General features: G+C 39.9%; 1 protein-coding gene. It reads left to right on the forward strand.

The genetic code is table 11. The features are described from left to right. Positions 1 to 709, forward strand: a 709-nt coding sequence (locus tag ACSVH9_RS16300) for a hypothetical protein (protein WP_438064628.1), incomplete at both ends; no start/stop codon positions are given.

A 709-nucleotide genomic window follows, 5' to 3' on the forward strand; every position in this document is an offset into this window, starting at 1 on the left:
GTCTTCAACAGATGTTGATACTAGCTCGTTTACGTATGCTCTTGTTGCTGGAACTGGAGACACCGATAATACTTCGTTTAGCATTTCAGGTTCTGATTTGAAAATTACTGCGAGTCCTGATTTTGAAACCAAAGCATCCTATTCCGTTCGTGTAAGCACTTTCGATGGAACTTCCACTTTTGAAAAAGCCTTTACTATTTCCATTAATGATATCAATGAAGCGCCAACGGATATTGCGTTGTCTGCTGCTGCTATTGATGAAAATGTGGCGGCCAATTCAACTGTTGGAACTTTGTCTTCAACCGATGTTGATACTAGCTCGTTTACGTATGCTCTTGTTGCTGGAACTGGAGACACCGATAATGCTGCGTTTACAATTTCTGGTAGTGATTTGAAAATTACTGCTAGTCCTGATTTTGAAACCAAAGCATCTTACTCGGTTCGTGTAAGCACTTTCGATGGTACTTCTACTTTTGAAAAAGCTTTTACTATTTCCATTAATGATTTAAACGAAGCGCCAACAGATATTACGCTGTCTGCTGCTGCGATTGATGAAAATGTATCGGCTAACTCCACTGTTGGAGGGCTTTCTACAACAGATGTTGATACTAGTTCGTTTACGTATGCTCTTGTTGCTGGAACTGGAGATACTGATAATGCTGCCTTTAGTATTTCAGGTTCTGATTTGAAAATTACTGCTAGTCCTGAC

Origin of the sequence: Flavobacterium sp. RSSB_23 (assembly GCF_051547145.1) — a bacterium.
In the GTDB taxonomy this organism is placed as follows: domain Bacteria; phylum Bacteroidota; class Bacteroidia; order Flavobacteriales; family Flavobacteriaceae; genus Flavobacterium.